This is a genomic window from Micromonospora jinlongensis (assembly GCF_013410645.1).
Taxonomy (GTDB): domain Bacteria; phylum Actinomycetota; class Actinomycetes; order Mycobacteriales; family Micromonosporaceae; genus Micromonospora; species Micromonospora zamorensis.
In genome coordinates, this window is the sequence record NZ_JACCHK010000001.1 from 6,432,774 (window position 1) to 6,447,375 (window position 14,602).

The window sequence follows — 14,602 nt, forward strand, 5'->3', positions numbered from 1 at the left end:
CATCAGGCGGCGGAACGCACCGAGCCGGCCCGCAGGGCCGCGGTCAGCGCGTCGATGACGCGATCCTGGTCGGTGTCGCTGAGCCCCGGGTAGAGCGGCAGCGACAGTTGCTGGGAGTAGAACCGCTCGGCGACCGGGCAGGACCCGCGCCGGTATCCCAGGTCGGCGAAGACCGGGTGCCAGTGCACCGGGAGGTAGTTGACCTGGACGCCGATGCCGGCGGCCCGCATCCGGTCGTACACCTCGCGGCGACGACCGTCGAGCACCCGGATCGGGTAGAGGTGCCAGGCCGGGTCGGCCCAGGACCTGCGGGTCGGCAGGAGTACGCCGTCCAGGTCGGCCAGCGCCTTGTCGTAGCGGGCGACGAGGGCGTCGCGGCGCGCCTTGAACTCGCCGAGCCGGCGCAGTTGGCTGCGGCCCAGGGCGCAGAGCACGTCCGGTAGGCGGTAGTTCAGCCCGAACTCGTGCACCTCCTGGTGCCAGCCGCCCTCGTCGGGGAACCGCAGGTCGTCGCGCTCGCGCACCAGGCCGACGCCGCGGAACCGGCGGGCCCGCTTCAGCACGGCCGGGTCCAGTGCGGCGACCGCGCCCCCCTCGGCGGTGGTCAGGTTCTTCGTGGGGAAGAACGAGAAGGTGGTCAGGTCGGCGAGTGAGCCCACCGGCCGGCCGTGGTACGTCCCGCCGATCGAGTGCGCCGCGTCGGCGAGCAGCAGCGCGTCGGAGCCCACCAGCGAGGTGCGCAACGCGTCGTAGTCCGCCGGGTGGCCGGCGTAGTCGACAGCGGAGACCACCCTGGTACGCGAGGTGACCGCGTCGGCGGCGGCGGCCGGGTCGAGGCAGAAGGTCTCGTCCTCCACGTCGGCGAACACGATCGTCGCGCCGAGAGCGGCCGCGCTGCTGGCCGTCGCCACGAACGTCATCGGCGGGACGACCACCTCGTCACCCGGCCCCACCCCGGCGGCCGCGTACGCGACGTGCAGCGCCGCCGTGCCATTGGAGACGGTCGTGACGCCGACGCCACCGGTCCACGTGGCGAGGTCGGCCTCGAAGGCGTCCACCTGCGGACCGGTGGTGAGCCAGTCGCCACGCAGCACGGCGGCGACGGCGGCGACATCCTCCTCGGTGACCGACTGCCGGCCGTACGGGAGCATTCCCGTCATGCGGCGATGCCGAGCATGTCGCGCAGTTGGTCGACGCTGAGCCACTCGTCGTTGGTGTCCGACTGGTAGGCGAACCCGTCCGGCACCGGGTCGCAGTCGACCGGCGGCTGGTAGCCCCAGGTGGCGATGGTCGGCTGGACGATGAACCGGCCGTCGGCGCGCAACGTCCGCCGGCTGTCGTCGGGGGCGATCATCTCCTCGTGCAGCTTCTCGCCCGGCCGGATCCCGATCTCGTGGGTGGTGGCGTCCGGGGCCACGGCCTCGACCAGGTCGAGGATGCGCATGCTCGGGATGCGCGGCACGAACAGTTCGCCGCCCTGCATCTGGTCGAACGAGTCCATGACGAACTGCACGGCCTGGTCCAGCGTGATCCAGAAGCGGGTCATCCGCTTGTCGGTGATCGGCAGGCTCTTGCCCTCGGCGGCGAGCCGGCGGAACAGCGGAACGACCGAGCCCCGGCTGCCGACCACATTGCCGTAGCGCACCACGGCGAACCGGGTGGGGTGCTGGGCGGCGTAGTGGTTCGCCGAGACGAACAGCTTGTCCCCGACCAGCTTCGTCGCGCCGTAGAGGTTGATCGGGCTGGACGCCTTGTCGGTGGAGAGTGCGATGACCTTCTTGACGCCGGCCTCGATCGCGGCGTCCACGACGTGCTGGGAGCCGGTGATGTTGGTGGCGATGTACTCGGAGGGGTTGTACTCCGCGGTGTCCACCTGCTTCAGAGCGGCGGCGTGCACCACGTGGTCCACCCCGTGCATGGCCCGGGTGAGTCGGTGCCGGTCCCGGATGTCGCCGATGAACCAGCGCAGGCGCGGGTCGTCGCCGAGTTGCTGGCGCAGCTCGTACTGCTTGAGCTCGTCGCGGGAGAACACCACCACACGGGCGGGGTCGGCCTCGGTGAGGAGGTGGCGCAGGAAGGTCCTGCCGAAAGAACCCGTTCCTCCGGTGATCAGAATGGACGATCCATTCAACTCACTCAATTTGGTGCTCCCGTGATCGTGGATGAACGGGCGGCCCTCTTCCGGCCGACCGGGGTGAGACGCTAGCCATGGCGGGTTAACTCCCCGGCGCTCGCGGGTTAACCACGACCCCTGCTCCTGTGAATGCCGGGCACCGCGTAGGCGAACACTTCCAGCCCGCCCTTAACGGGCCTGACCTGGCCACATTGGGCCGTTACAGTGACCGCGCGAGTGGCCCGGCCGCCCCTTTCCCAGCCGGTCACCGCGTTCACCCGACCTCCGCACCAGCCCGGTGCGGGTGGCTCATCCCGAGCGTCACCGACGCGGGCCCACCTGCCCGCCGGGTTCGCGCGGGCCCGGTCCGGCTGGCAACTCTGGAGGCGTTGATGGCATCCGGTAGCGACGTGATCGAACGGCCGGAGGTGGTGGCGGCGACGGCCGGGGCCGCACCCGCGCGGCGCTGGGTGATGCCACTGCTGCTGGTCGTCGGTTGGGTGCTCAGCGTCGCCTGGCGGATGTGGCTGTCCCGGCACATCGTGTTGCCGATCGCGCACACCGACGAGGACAGCTACCTGAACACCGCCCGCGCGCTGGCCGGCGGGCCGGATGGCTTCAGCAGCGAAAACGACCTGCTGCGCCGGGCCGGCTACCCAATGCTGATCTCGCCGGCGTTCCTCGGGGACCGGGACTTCACCGACAGCTACCGGCTCGTCCAGCTGATCAACGCGATGGTGAACTCGGCGTTGCTGCCGTTGGCGTACCTACTCGGTCGCCGCCTGCTGCGCCTGCGCCGGTCGTACGCGCTGCTCGGCGCGGTCGCTGCGGCGACCCTGCCGGCCACCGCCTTCTACGCGGGCGTCGCGATGATCGACACGGTGATGGCGCCGCTGGTGGTCGCCTGGCTGCTCGCCGTGCACCGCTGGATCGAGCGGCCCGGTCCGCTCGCCGCCGCCACCGTCGGTCTGCTGGTCGGCGGGTTCCACCTGCTGCACTCCCGGGGTCTGGTGATCGTGGCGGTGCACGCCGGGTTGGTCCTGCTGCTGTTCGCCCGCCGCCGAATCAGCCCGCCCGCGATTCTCGCCGCGCTGCTGCCCGTGCTCGCCATGGCGCTCGTCAACGCCGCCGCCATCCGTCACCTCGGCGACAAGGTCTACCTGCTGGGCAGCACGCCCGGCGGTGGCTCGGTCGAGGCGGTCGCCTCCACCCAGGGGGTGGTCCGCGTCAGCGTGGGCGTCGCCACCCAGATCTGGTACCTCGTGGTGATCACGTTCGGGATGGCGGGGGTGGCCTGGGCCGCCGCCGTGCGCGAGCTGTGGCGCCCACGGCACGGCGACGCCGCCCGCTGGACGATGGGTGTGGCGCTGGTGGTGACCGTCGGGGTGGCCGGCGGCGCGTCGGTGATCCTGGCCGGTATCACCGGCAAGCCACTGGACGCGATCTACGGCCGCTACGTGCAGATGCTGGCGCCGTTCTGGCTGCTGGTCGGGCTCGGGGTGCTGCTCACCGCCGGCCGCCGGGTGGTCCTGCGCCGGGCCGCCGTCGCGGTCACCCTGCTGGTCGGCGGTGGCGCCCTGATCGCCGTCCGGCTCGCGTATGTGGCCAGTCGAGGCCACCGGCTGCGCTACGGCGGTTTCAGCGCACCGGACCTGGTGGCGTTGACCGGGGGCTTGCGGGAGATGCGGCCGGTGATCGGGTCGCTCGTCGGCATCGCCGGCTGTCTGCTGCTCGTGGCCACCGTGCTGGTTCCCCGACTGCGCATGCCGGTGCTCGGCGTGCTCGTCGTGGTCAACCTCGTCACCATGCAGGTGATCGACCACCGCATCGTGCGGCCCGCCGTCGCGAGCACCGCGCCGACGCCCCGGGTCGCCGACGTCGGCGTACGCCCCGGCGAGCGGGTGTGGGCCTCGACCGGCGTGCACTACGTCACCCGGTTCAACCTCAGCCACCAGGTGACCTGGACCGACGTCCGGTGGTTCAGCGAGCAGCCGCCGGCCGCGGCGCAGGTGGTGTTCGCCCGCTGGGCGCCCGGCCAGGCCGACGACTGGGACGGCACCGCGTACGGCTTCGTCCGGCTGGGCGGCAACCCGGTGCAGCACTGGGCGGCCTGGCGACGAGCCTGACCCGTCGCGCCCCCGGTGCAAACCGCTGTCCATGAACGGCGGATGTCCATCGGGAGCACTGTCGGTTAATGGTTTCGGTCCGCAGCGGAAATATGTGCGGCAATCAGCGCTGGCGACGATCGGCGCGAGCCAGGGAAATCGGGATGACCGTGATTTCCCGACCGTCGGACAGCTCCTGCCGGGGGGTGCCCTCGACGAATCGGAAACGTCGGTTCATCTGTCGTACGACGGTATTGTGCCCAAGCACCTCACCGTCGAGACGGTCCAGGTGCAGCCCGTCGAAGGCGTACTCGACGGCCTCCCGCATGACCCCCAGCCAGGCGGGCAGGGTCTCGCCCCGCCCGTCCAGCCCATCGGCGTCGAGATAGAAGCCCCACGCGCCCGATCGGGGGATCTCCAACCGCAGGTCGAAGAAGGTGACCACACCGCAGGGCAGGCCCTCGCGGACGTACATCAGAACCCGCCGGGACGGGTCGTCCCGGACCGCCGACCACCACCGGGCGTGCTCCTCGGCGGTGATCTCGTGACTGGTCTTGCTGACCTGACGGTTCGTTTCCTGATTACGCCAGGACAACATCAGGTGAACGTCGTCCGCCGTCGCTTCGCGCAGCACGTGCGTCTCGCTTTCTAATCTGTTCACGTCCGGTCGGAGCACCTTACCCGGGCCTACCGGGAAAGCAGATATGCATTCGTTGGGTTGTAGACTGCGGCGCATGAACGAATTGAGTCGCGCGCAGATTCGCGACCTCATGGCTCAGGTGCTCAAGAACCAGGACAAGGAGCTGCCCGCGGACGACGCGGCGCAGTTGCGGGAGATCGGTTTCCGGTCGCTCGACTTCTCCGAGCTGGCCCTGCGGGTGGAGGACGAGACGGGGGAGGAGCTCAACTTCGACGCCCCCGGCCTGCGCCGCATCGCCACCGTCGCCGACGTCCTCGACTTTCTCGTCGAGCTCCAGCACCAGTGATCGTCGCGACGGCGGGTCACCCCACACCGGCGCAGCCGGAGCCTGTTGGTGTCGACAACCGGCTCGTCGTCGGTGACGCCACGCTGACCTGGCGTTCGTTGCCGATGCCCACGCTGCCCGACCCCGCGGCGGTGCTCGCCCGCTCCGCCCTGCACGCGCTCACCGCCGCCCGGCAGCACGCGGTGCACGGCACCGAACTGTTGCTGAGCACCGCGAGCCGGGTGGACGCGCAGCTGCGTACGGAGTTGCGCGAAGCCGGGTTCACCGTGGGCGTCCTCGACGACGACGGTGTGCACCCGAGCGCACCGGCCCGACCGCGAGCCGCCGAGCTTGGCCGGCTGTGGCTGCTGACTTCGGGCTCGACCGGGCGTCCCAAACGGGTCGGGCACACCCTCGACACGCTGACCACCGTGCGGGGCGACCAGCCCGACCGCACCTGGCTCTGCCCGTACGCACCCGGCACGTACGCCTGGTGGCAGGTGGTCACCCTGTCGCTGACCCAGCCCGGTCAGCACCTCGTGGTGGTGGAGCCCGACGAGTTGGACGACTGGCCCACGGTCGCGGCCGCGCACGGCGTCGACGCCGCCTCCGGCACCCCCACTTTCTGGCGTCGCACCCTCTACCGCGATGCCGCCGCGCTGGCGCGGGTGCCGCTGCGCCAGATCACCCTCGGTGGTGAGCCGGTGGACCAGGCCATCCTGGACCAGCTCCGCGACGTCTTCCCCACGGCCCGGATCTCGTGGATCTACGCGTCCTCGGAGGTCGGTGCGTCCATTGTGGTGCACGACGGGCGGGCCGGCTTCCCGGTCGACTGGCTGGACCGCGAGACCCCCGGCCGGCCGACGCTCTCCGTCCGCGACGACGAGCTGGTGGTCACCTCCCCGTACCACGGTGCCGGGTTGGCCGGCCCGATCCGCACCGGCGACCGGGTGCAGGTTCTGAACGGCCGGGTGCTGATCACCGGCCGACTGGATTCCGACGAGATCAACGTCGGTGGCAGCAAGGTCTCCGCCGGTGTGGTCCGCGGTGTGCTGGCCGGACATCCGGCGGTGGCCTGGGCCCGCGTGACCGGCCGCCGCGCACCGGTGCTCGGCCGGATGGTGGTCGCCGAGGTGGTCCTCGACCCGGCCGACCCCGCCGACGAGGCCGCGCTGGTCCGCTGGTGCGCCGACCGGCTCCCCGAGCACGCGGTGCCACGGCGTATCCGCGTGCTGACCGAGATTCCCGTCAAGGAGACCCTGAAGAGCGATGTCTGACCCCGCCGACACCCAGCTCGTCCCACCCAGCTCCGTGGTCCTCGTCTCCGGAGGCTCCCGGGGGCTGGGCCTGGCCATCGTCACCGACCTGCTCGACGCCGGCGTACGGGTGGCGGCGTTCGCCCGTACCGTCACCCCGGAACTGGAGAAACTCGCCGCCGAGCACCCCGACGAGGTGTGTGTCGGCTCGGTGGACGTCACCGACCTGCGCGCCGCGCAGAGCTTCGTCCGCGAGGTGGAGCAGCGTCTCGGCCCGATCGACGGCATCGTCAACAACGCGGCCATCGGGCAGGACTCCCTGCACGTGCACACCGCCACCGACGACATCGCCCGGATCATCGAAACCAACCTGACCGCCCCGCTGCAACTGACCCGGCTGGTGGTCCGCCGGATGCTCGGCAAGGGGCTACGCGGGCGGATCGTCAACATCACCTCCATCTGCGCGCAGCGCGGCTTCCCGGGCCTGGTGGCCTACTCGGCCACGAAGGGCGGCATGGACGCCGCCACGCGCTCGCTCGCACGGGAGTTGGGCGGCCGGATGCTGGTCAACGCGGTGGCGCCCGGCTTCTTCGCCTCGGAGATGTCCGCCGTGCTCGGCCCGACCCAGCTTGAGCAGATCGTCCGCCGTACCCCGACCGGTCACCTGACCGAGCCGGAGGAGGTCGTGCCGGTCGTACGGATGCTGCTGCGGGAGCACACCAACATCAACGGCCAGGTCATCGTGGTGGACGGTGCCGCCTCCATCTGACCTGGACCGGCTGGTCCGGCCCCGTCCGGTGCCGGGTCTGCTCGTCGCCGCCGAGCGGCACCTGCGGATCGGCGCTCCCGCCGACCTGACCGACGCGGTGACCCGCAGTCACCTCGACGACGGGCGGTGCGTCGGCTGGTACGGCCCGCCGACACCCGGGTGGCGGGTGGCCATCGACGCGGAACGCGTGGCCGCTCCGGTGCCCCCGGCGCTGGCCCGCCGGTTCGGTGTGGAGGACTTCTGGGCGCGGTGGACCCGCGCCGAGTGCTGCTGCAAGCTGGCCGACGTCCCGGTGGCGGCGTGGTGGCGTCGCCACGGGCTGGGTACGCCGGCCGACGGCTCGGCGGTCTGGCGGACCCTCTGGACGGCCGACCTGGTGGTCACCGTGGGCTTCGTCCCCGACGGCCGGGGTGCCGCTGACCGCAGCCTGTAGAGCTGCCCCACATCCGGGGCACCCCCACCCCACCCCCACGGTCGATCATGGAGTTGTGGTGCCCAACCAAGCGGGCACCGCAGGTGTAAATGTCCACCACAACTCCATGATCGACGCCGGTGGGCGAGACCCGGTCAGATCAGATCCCAGCTCAGGGGGGTGCCGCGGGGGACGTCGGTGGTGAAGGTGCGGCCCAACACCCGGTCGATCTCCACCGGTGCCAGCCCGCCGGCCGGCCGGATCGACCGGACATTGTGGGCGTTCACCGGATCGCCGGCCCGCACGTCCTCGACCACGAACAGCGAACGGCGGAACCGCAGTCCCTCCCGCTCGGCCGGGGTCGGGCCGATCGCGGTGCCACCGAGTGCCGCGTACGCGCGGCCGGACTCGGCGACCAGGGCGGTCAGCTCCGCCGGGTTCAGCGAGAAGTCCGAGTCCACGCCGCCGTCGGCCCGGTCCAGCGTGACGTGCTTCTCGATGAAGCAGGCGCCGAGCGCCACCGAGGCGACCGCCACCCCGATGCCGGGCGTGTGGTCGGACAGCCCGACCGGCACGTCGAACGCGCCGGCCAGCACGGGCAGCCTGCGCAGGTTGCTGTCGGCCGGCGGCGCCGGGTAGGACGCGGTGCAGGCCAGCAGGACGATGCCCGCCGCGCCACCGTCACGGGCGGTGCGCACCGCGGCGTCGATCTCGGCGACCGTCGCCATCCCCGTGGAGATCACCATCGGTTTGCCGGTGCTGGCCACGAGCCGGATCAGCGGCAGGTCGACCAGCTCCGAAGAAGCGATCTTGTACGCGGGCGCGTCCAGTGACTCCAGCAGCTCCACGGCGGTCGCGTCGAACGGTGACGAGAAGACGGTCAGACCGCGCTCCCGGGCCCGCTCGAAGATCGGGGCGTGCCACTCGTACGGGGTGTGCGCCCGCTCGTAGAGGCGGTACAGGTTCTCCCCGCCCCACAGCTCGTGCCCACTGGAGATCCGGAACGCCGGGGTGTCGACGTCGATGGTGATGGTGTCCGGCCGGTACGTCTGGAGCTTCAGCGCGTGCGCCCCGCTCTCGGCCACCGCGTCGACGATGGCCAGCGCCCGGTTCAGATCGCCGTTGTGGTTGCCGGACATCTCGGCCACCACGAACGGTCGCTCCCCGGCACCGACCACGTGCGGTCCGATCTTGATTGTCGCCGTCATTCCGACCTCTGCTCACTGACGCCCGCACCGGGGTGCGGAGGTGCTGTCGTCGTCCACCCGGCGGGCGGGCGACCTGGAGAACCAGGGCGCCGGAAGCCAATCCGGCCTCCGGCGTGGTGTGCGGTGGGCGCGGTCACGACCGGCGGCTCCCGGCCAGCGCGTCGCGCCGATCCGTGGCCACGGCGAGCCGGCCGTCGACCGCTGTCGCGGTGCCCGTTGCTCGGCCCGGGTCGTCGTCGGCGGTGACCGGACCGGCGCCGCTGTCGACAGCCGCCGGGCCGGGTCGGCGCAGGCGACCAGCGACCCGGTGTGCCTGGCGCAGCGCCGAGTACGCCAGCCAGTCACCGCGCCCGACGAGGCGGTGCTTGAGCCCGGCCACGCCCGACGGCACGGGGTAACCACCGGTGGGCAGATACCGGCGGTAGTGCGCGGCGGCCCGGTGGAAGAAGTCCCGCCGCAGATGGGGGTGCAGCCGACCGTCGTTGCCCACCACCACCAGGTAGTGGTTGATCATCAGCTGGAACAGTTCGGCCTGCAACCGCTCGTCCGGGTGCTTCCGGGCGACCCAGTCCAACAGTCGCTCGTACTGGGCGAACGCGTCGAAGTGCCGGCCGCTGCGGGTGGAGGTGATCGCGCCGTGCCGGCCCTGCCGGTACAGGTAGCAGACCCGGTCCAGCACGGAGATCTTCTCGGCGCCGATCAGCAGGGGATGGCTGAACGGGATGTCCTCGTACCAGCCAGGGAAGAACCGCAGCTCCAGTTGGTCCAGGAAGTCCCGGCGGACCACCTTGTTCCAGGCGGTGTGCTGCACCCGCAACAGCTGCGGCTGGTCGTCCAGGCGGTTGACGCCGGGGATCGCGCGCAACAGGTGACTGCTCGCGTCGACCTCCCGCCGGCCGTCCTCGTGCACCCGCAGGTGGTCCAGCATCAGCACGTCGGGCTCGTGCTGGCGCAACCGGTCCAGCACCGCCGGGATCGTGCCGGGCGGCACCCAGTCGTCACTGTCGATGAACCAGACGTACCTGCCGGTGGCGACGTCGAGCCCGGCGTTGCGGGCCAGGCCCAGACCCACGTTGCTGCTCAGGTGCACGACGCGCACGCCGTCGTGGCCGGCGGCGTAGGAGCGGAGCATGTCGCCGCAGCCGTCCGGGGAGGCGTCGTCGACGGCGATCAGCTCGACGGCGTCCGACTCGCCCGCCGGGACGTCGGCCCGGATCGACTCGAGGCACTGGTACAGGTACGCCTCGACGCCGTACACGGGCACGACGATGCTCAGCAGCGGTGCGTGCGTCGGCTCATTGACCACGCCCGCCACCTTCGGCGACCAGGGTGGCCGGCCCCGGAACCCGGCGTGGCCGCCGGTGGTGAAGTCTCTGAACTCCCGCCCGACGGAAGGTTAACGACGGCCGGCCGGTGCCTGCCCGGCCCGGGAATGACGGGTGGGATGCGTCCGGTTCACCCGGGAGTGACCCGGTAGGGTGCCTCGGTGCGGCCCTGCTGGGCCGTCGCGGGCGTCGCCGTCGCGCCGTCCGACGCCGCGCCGAGGAGGGATACGAACGTGCTGGTGACCCTGCCGAGCTTCAGGATCCCGGCATGACGAGCGCCCCCGCGGTGTCGGCCGACCGACCCGCCCTCACGTCGGCCCGGCTGCCCTCGCTGACCGGGCTGCGCTGGATCGCCGCGTTGCTGGTCTTCGGTTTCCACGCGGGCACCATGCGGATCATCGCCGAGCCGGACTACAAGGCGGTGATCGACGCGCTGTTCACCCTCGGCCTGTCCGGGGTGCAGTTCTTCTTCATCCTCAGCGGTTTCGTGCTGGTCTGGTCGGCCCGGGACGGCGACTCCCGGCTCGCCTTCTGGCGGCGACGGGTCGCCAAGATCTACCCCAACCACCTGGTGCTGTTCGGGGCGACGCTGCTGGTCGCCTGGTGGTTCGCCGACCCGGTCCTGCCGGCCGCCGCGCTGGAGAACCTGTTGCTGTTGCAGGCCTGGGACCCCCGGCCGGGCTGGTTCTACAGCATCAACACGGTGAGCTGGTCGCTGTCCTGCGAGTTCTTCTTCTACCTGTGTCTGCCGCTGGCCCTGCCGCTGCTGCGCCGGGCCCGGCCGAAGCTGCTCTGGGTGCTGATCGTCGCGCTGCCGCTGCTGATTCTCGCGCTCTGGCCGGCCCAGCAGCTGGTCCCGGAGGTGAGCCGGTGGTGGTTCACCCAGATCTTCCCGCCGGCACGGTCACTGGAGTTCTGGTTGGGCGCGGTGGCGGCCGAGTTGATGCGCCGGGGTCTCTGGCGTGGCCCGGGACTGACCGTCGCCACCGTGATCTTCCTGGGCACCTGGGTGGCAGCCGCGCAGTGGATCCGCGCGGAGTTGTGGACCACACTGCTCGCGGTCGCGTACCTGTTGGTGATCACCGCCGCCGCGAACGCGGACGTGTTGAACAAGCGCTCGCCGTGGCGGTCTCGGCCGCTGGTCTGGCTCGGAGAGGTCTCCTTCGCCTTCTACCTGGTCCACGTGCTGGTGATGACGAGTGTGCTGCGCTGGAGCGGTGACTGGGGGACCGGGTTCGCGGGCTGGCGTGGCCCGGCCGTGGTGCTCGGCTTCCTGGTGGCGAACCTGGTCCTCGCCGGGCTGCTGCACCGCTACGTCGAGACTCCGATGATGCGCCGGCTCGCGCCCCGCCGTCCGGCCCGACCGGCGCCCGTCCCCCGACAACGCACGGCCGAATCCGACGCCACCCGGCCGCAGACTGACGCCGCCCGGCCGCAGACCGACGCCGCCGGCGAGGGTGACCAGAGCGGCGGTCGATCGCCGTACGTCGACTCGCGCTGACACTGTCCACCCTGCTCAGCGGGGTTCGGCGCGGCGTGAGCCGACACGCCCGTGGTCGGTGCGCAGGGGTCGGCACGGCGGTAGCGTGGGGACGTGCTTCCGGTCGCGATCACCTGTCCGCTGTGGTGGGTGGCGCGCTGGGCGACACGGGTGCTGACCAGCCTCGCCGTCGTCGCGGCCCTGGCGCTTGGCGCGGGCCCGACCGCGGCCGCTGTGCCACCTCCGTTCGCCCTCGGTGCACTTCCGGCGTCCTGCCCGTTCAGCTCCTCGGCGGGCTCCGCCCACGCGACTCAGGCGGTCCCCGAGGGGGTCGTCGAGGAGTCCTCCGCTACCTGGTCCGACAACGCTCAGCCAGCGCCGCCCGACGGCCAGGGCGTCATCCCGGCCGGCGTGCTGCCGGTGCGCGCCGCCGGGTCTGACCGGCTGCCCCTCGCCGACGGCCCGAGCAGCCGGGCACCCCGGGCCCCACCCGGGCGCTGAGCCACCGGGACGAGCGTCCCGACGCTGCGCCTGTCGACCCACCAGCACCGCTCCGCCGACCCGTGCTCCGCCGTGGCCAGGTGGCCGGTGCCGATCCCCATCGCACTGCTCTCTCCCCGAGGTGCCGACCATGAAGACCGCTGTCTTCTACCAGTTCGTGACCGAGGTGCCGCAGGCCGCCGCCATCTGGTCGACCCTGTTCCTGCTGACCCTGGGTCTGCTCGCCCTGCTGGTTGCCCGCCCGGAGCGGGACCGGCCCACTGGTGATCCGCTCCCAGCCGTGCCCACCGCTCGGGAGGTGGCCGCCGCAGAAGCCGTCGACCTGCACCGGTACGCCGAGGAGGTGGCCGTCGCCGCGGCCGGCGCGGCCAGGACCGCACAGCGGCGACGTGTTGCCTGGCTGACCGCTCAGGAGGAGATGGAGCGGGCCTGGGCCAAGTACGACGAGGCGGACACCGCCGCCCGTCGCTTCGCGGGTGCCGGGGCGCTACCCACCCCCTGCACCCCCCACACCCCCGCCGAGTACGCCGCCCGGGAGCGCTATCTGCACCGGGCGGCGATGGCGGCGTACTGGCGGGGCGACCTGACCATGGCGCAGCTCGGCGACGTGTTCGCCCACCGGCGCGGCTGGGATCCCCGGCGGCATCCGGTCGAGCAGGAGGTGCTGCTCAGCCGGGCGATCCGGGACGCGCGACTGGCCGACTACGACGCTGCCGCCACCCGGGAGCGGGCCGCGTGGCGCGACGCGGAGCTGGCCGCCGAGTCGGCGCGCGTCCTCACCGCTGAGGCGTACGCGGCGGCGGCCCGGCTGCGACCGGCCCCGCTGCCCGCTCGCCGGGCGGCGACCGGGGTGTTCCGACCCGCCGTCGTGGCACGGTGGCGCCCGGCCCGGGCGAGTTGAGCCCGATCCGTGACGTGAGCCGGGTCACGCCGATGCCGAATCGGTCGTCCGGCGCGATCGGCCCGATTGTTCCCGTGATTGTGGCCGCATTCTCGACGACCTGTCCGGTTGTCGCCCGTTGGCGTCGCCGTAACCGCTTGTCCCATCGAGTCACGTCATCGGCAATACGCGCAGAAATTGCCGCGTGAATTCGGGTTTACGCAGGTGAACCTGGCTTGGCAGGGTGTGGACGGCCCAGTAGTGTCGTCCCGTCCGGTGCGGTAACCGATCGCAAGAGGCGACGCCGCGCCGACCCGCTCAATCGTGCTTAACGAACCGGGGACCCATCAGTAAGTCCGGGGTGAATCCGCGAGCCACGGCCCGCGGTAGGGCGATCTTCCCGCCCGAATCCGTCAGCTAACCCGGTAGGCGGTGTCGGAAGGAGTTCCATCCTCGTGCAGCACCTTTCCACCCCTCGGTTGTTCCTTCGCCTCCACGGCGTAGCGGTGCCCCCGCTCATTCGTCCAGTGACGGTGAGCTGACCCCCCCGGGTCATCGCCTAACCGCCCGGCCGCGCCGGGCGTTCCCCTGAGCGGTTCACCATCCGCGGACCATCGTCCGCGCGCTGGCGCCTGCCCGGATGCCGGTCCGGCCCCGGTGTGCCGCTCTCCCCCCGATCCGTGGAGGACCCCGTGAAGCACACCCTGAAGCGTCAGCTCCGCCGCCTCACCACCGAGCGTCCGTACCAGATCGTTGCCGCCTCCGCCGCGGCCCTCGCCATCGCCACCACCACCGGCGCCCTGCTCACCACCGCCGACGACGCGCCGGCCGGCCAGCGCACCGCGACCACGGTCGCCGAGATGCGCAGCGACGTCGCCGCCTCCCGCGGCGAGGTGCGCGAGGCGTCCCCGTCGGCCAGCGCCGCGCCGACCACCGCAGCCCCGGCCACCACCGCCGCGTCACCCGCCGCCAAGGCCAGCAGCAACCCCGACCTGACCCGTAAGCCGGAGCGGCCGAAGCCGCCGGCGACCAAGGTGCTCGACTACGACTACGAGGCGCAGAACACGTACTACAACTGCGGCCCCGCAGCCACCCGTAACGCGCTCAGCGCCGCCGGAATCGACCGCACCCAGGGTGAGCTCGGCGCCGAGCTGGGCACCACCGAGATGGGCACCAACTCGGCCCTGGACACCACCCGGGTGCTCAACGCCGAGGTGAAGGGCTCCCCGTACCGGACCCGGATGTTCGCCGGCGCGCCCAGCCCGGCCCAGATGGACCAGCTGCAGGCCGACGTGGTCAAGGCCATCACCGATGGCCGTGGCGTGGTCGCCAACGTCGTCGGCGACGCCACCGACACCGCTGGCGGCTGGCACTCCTACGGTGGCGGTCACTACATCGCCGTCGTGGGTTACAAGGACAACGGCCGCACCGTACGGATCGCCGACTCGGCGAACCCGGCCGACGCGTCGTACTGGATCACCACGATCAACCTGGCCAACTGGATCGCGAGCCGGGGCTACTCCGCCTGACCCAGGCACGCTGGACCGCCGCGGGCGCCGTCCCCCACAAGGGGCCGGCGCCCGCGGCG

General features: G+C 71.8%; 14 protein-coding genes and 1 riboswitch. Of the genes, 9 read left to right on the forward strand and 5 right to left on the reverse strand.

Annotated features, from left to right (window positions below; all coding sequences use genetic code 11):
* Nucleotides 1–2: 2 nt before the first annotated feature.
* Both HNR22_RS28985 and pseB read right to left on the reverse strand, forming a co-directional pair.
* Nucleotides 3–1,160, reverse strand: a complete 1,158-nt coding sequence (locus HNR22_RS28985; RefSeq protein WP_179783039.1) for a DegT/DnrJ/EryC1/StrS family aminotransferase — start codon at nt 1,158–1,160, stop codon at nt 3–5.
* The gene (gene pseB / locus HNR22_RS28990; RefSeq protein ID WP_179783040.1) at nt 1,157–2,140 is read right to left on the reverse strand and encodes a UDP-N-acetylglucosamine 4,6-dehydratase (inverting); all 984 of its coding nucleotides are present in this window, start codon (nt 2,138–2,140) and stop codon (nt 1,157–1,159) included. The genes HNR22_RS28985 and pseB overlap by 4 nt, the downstream gene beginning before the upstream one ends.
* 365 nt (nt 2,141–2,505) lie before the next feature.
* Between pseB and HNR22_RS28995 the strand changes: the two genes are divergently transcribed.
* Nucleotides 2,506–4,239: a glycosyltransferase family 39 protein gene (locus HNR22_RS28995; protein ID WP_179783041.1), complete on the forward strand. Its 1,734-nt coding sequence runs from the start codon at nt 2,506–2,508 to the stop codon at nt 4,237–4,239.
* Nucleotides 4,240–4,342: 103 nt separating this feature from the next.
* Here the strand turns inward: HNR22_RS28995 and HNR22_RS29000 are convergent, their stop codons facing one another.
* Entirely contained in the window at nt 4,343–4,879 is a 537-nt protein-coding gene (locus HNR22_RS29000) for a GNAT family N-acetyltransferase (RefSeq protein WP_343060006.1), read from the reverse strand.
* Between the two features lie 73 nt (nt 4,880–4,952).
* Between HNR22_RS29000 and HNR22_RS29005 the strand changes: the two genes are divergently transcribed.
* Genes HNR22_RS29005 through HNR22_RS29020 form a run of 4 tightly spaced genes read left to right on the forward strand, consistent with a single transcriptional unit; the run spans nt 4,953 to nt 7,641 of the window.
* Nucleotides 4,953–5,204, forward strand: a complete 252-nt coding sequence (locus tag HNR22_RS29005) for an acyl carrier protein (RefSeq protein WP_179783042.1) — start codon at nt 4,953–4,955, stop codon at nt 5,202–5,204.
* Nucleotides 5,201–6,460: an AMP-binding protein gene (locus tag HNR22_RS29010; RefSeq protein WP_343060007.1), complete on the forward strand. Its 1,260-nt coding sequence runs from the start codon at nt 5,201–5,203 to the stop codon at nt 6,458–6,460. The genes HNR22_RS29005 and HNR22_RS29010 overlap by 4 nt, the downstream gene beginning before the upstream one ends.
* A complete protein-coding gene (locus tag HNR22_RS29015) occupies nt 6,453–7,208 on the forward strand; it encodes an SDR family NAD(P)-dependent oxidoreductase (RefSeq protein WP_179783043.1) in 756 nt (251 codons plus the stop codon). The genes HNR22_RS29010 and HNR22_RS29015 overlap by 8 nt, the downstream gene beginning before the upstream one ends.
* The gene (locus HNR22_RS29020; protein ID WP_343060008.1) at nt 7,192–7,641 is read left to right on the forward strand and encodes a hypothetical protein; all 450 of its coding nucleotides are present in this window, start codon (nt 7,192–7,194) and stop codon (nt 7,639–7,641) included. The genes HNR22_RS29015 and HNR22_RS29020 overlap by 17 nt, the downstream gene beginning before the upstream one ends.
* A 134-nt stretch (nt 7,642–7,775) precedes the next feature.
* Here the strand turns inward: HNR22_RS29020 and pseI are convergent, their stop codons facing one another.
* Together pseI and HNR22_RS29030 are read right to left on the reverse strand one after the other, a co-directional pair.
* Nucleotides 7,776–8,828 (reverse strand): pseudaminic acid synthase, encoded by a 1,053-nt coding sequence (pseI, locus tag HNR22_RS29025; protein WP_179783044.1) that lies wholly within the window; start codon nt 8,826–8,828, stop codon nt 7,776–7,778.
* 133 nt (nt 8,829–8,961) lie between these two features.
* A complete protein-coding gene (locus HNR22_RS29030; protein WP_179783045.1) occupies nt 8,962–10,134 on the reverse strand; it encodes a glycosyltransferase in 1,173 nt (390 codons plus the stop codon).
* A 287-nt stretch (nt 10,135–10,421) separates the two neighbouring features.
* On the opposite strand from HNR22_RS29030, the gene HNR22_RS29035 reads away from it, so the two are divergent.
* From HNR22_RS29035 to HNR22_RS29050, 4 genes are all read left to right on the forward strand, one after another.
* Nucleotides 10,422–11,654, forward strand: coding sequence for an acyltransferase family protein (locus HNR22_RS29035; RefSeq protein ID WP_179783046.1), 1,233 nt, complete (start codon nt 10,422–10,424; stop codon nt 11,652–11,654).
* Nucleotides 11,655–11,747: 93 nt separating this feature from the next.
* Nucleotides 11,748–12,134 (forward strand): hypothetical protein, encoded by a 387-nt coding sequence (locus tag HNR22_RS29040; RefSeq protein ID WP_179783047.1) that lies wholly within the window; start codon nt 11,748–11,750, stop codon nt 12,132–12,134.
* Between the two features lie 130 nt (nt 12,135–12,264).
* Nucleotides 12,265–13,035 (forward strand): hypothetical protein, encoded by a 771-nt coding sequence (locus tag HNR22_RS29045; RefSeq protein WP_179783048.1) that lies wholly within the window; start codon nt 12,265–12,267, stop codon nt 13,033–13,035.
* Between the two features lie 284 nt (nt 13,036–13,319).
* A riboswitch (cyclic di-AMP (ydaO/yuaA leader) is annotated at nt 13,320–13,461 on the forward strand.
* 233 nt (nt 13,462–13,694) lie between these two features.
* Nucleotides 13,695–14,543 carry a C39 family peptidase gene (locus tag HNR22_RS29050; protein WP_179783049.1) on the forward strand — a complete coding sequence of 283 codons (849 nt, stop codon included), beginning with the start codon at nt 13,695–13,697 and terminating at the stop codon, nt 14,541–14,543.
* Nucleotides 14,544–14,602 lie beyond the last annotated feature (59 nt).

Excerpts from the sequence above, each read along its gene's own strand:
- HNR22_RS28985 (WP_179783039.1), bottom strand. The coding sequence starts at position 1,160 with ATGACGGGAATGCTCCCGTACGGCCGGCAGTCGGTCACCGAGGAGGAT.
- HNR22_RS28995 (WP_179783041.1), top strand. The coding sequence starts at position 2,506 with ATGGCATCCGGTAGCGACGTGATCGAACGGCCGGAGGTGGTGGCGGCG.
- HNR22_RS29005 (WP_179783042.1), top strand. The coding sequence starts at position 4,953 with ATGAACGAATTGAGTCGCGCGCAGATTCGCGACCTCATGGCTCAGGTG.
- HNR22_RS29015 (WP_179783043.1), top strand. The coding sequence starts at position 6,453 with ATGTCTGACCCCGCCGACACCCAGCTCGTCCCACCCAGCTCCGTGGTC.
- pseI (WP_179783044.1), bottom strand. The coding sequence starts at position 8,828 with ATGACGGCGACAATCAAGATCGGACCGCACGTGGTCGGTGCCGGGGAG.
- HNR22_RS29035 (WP_179783046.1), top strand. The coding sequence starts at position 10,422 with ATGACGAGCGCCCCCGCGGTGTCGGCCGACCGACCCGCCCTCACGTCG.
- HNR22_RS29045 (WP_179783048.1), top strand. The coding sequence starts at position 12,265 with ATGAAGACCGCTGTCTTCTACCAGTTCGTGACCGAGGTGCCGCAGGCC.